At 57.8% G+C, this 472-nt stretch carries 1 protein-coding gene; it reads right to left on the bottom strand.

Annotated features, from left to right (window positions below; translation table 11 throughout):
- Nucleotides 1-196 precede the first annotated feature (196 nt).
- Nucleotides 197-472, bottom strand: a 276-nt coding sequence (locus tag EH240_RS37505; RefSeq protein ID WP_125007304.1) for a putative quinol monooxygenase, incomplete at its 5' end; no start/stop codon positions are given.

The following is a 472-nucleotide window of genomic DNA, read 5'->3' as shown; positions in this document are numbered from 1 at the left end:
TAGGAGATCGATCCCCGCAGCGGCGGCGGCGGCGGCTTCCTCCGTGCTGGTGACATAGAGCATCGAAAGCTTTTCGCCCCGTCGCTTCTTCGCGCGTATGTCTTCGACGTGAGGCCTGTTGTGGTGCATGATCGTGGGTCTCCGCGAAATGCGACTCCTTTAATGAGTCTCGCTTACTCAACTGGTATCGGGAAGGTCAGGACTGAACCCCACCCTGAAAGAGGGTCCCAAGCTTGTTGTTCAATTGAGCGTTATCGGGTGCGGAAAGGTGCGTCTCGAAGGCCGACTGGTCCGCGTAGACCTCGTAGACGACAAACTTATCTGGTCGACCGTCGACTTGGCGGCAGGCAAACGCTCGGTTCCCAGGTTCTTGCCGAACAATGCGCCCGTAGTCGCATAGCAAGCCGCGGACCTTTTCAACCGTCTCCGGAAGAGCCGTGAGTTCCGCGATTACGGCTTTCGGGTTGATGTA

The organism is Mesorhizobium tamadayense (assembly GCF_003863365.1).
Classification (GTDB): Bacteria; Pseudomonadota; Alphaproteobacteria; order Rhizobiales; family Rhizobiaceae; genus Mesorhizobium; species Mesorhizobium tamadayense.
This window is presented reverse-complemented; position numbering and strand designations above follow the sequence as displayed.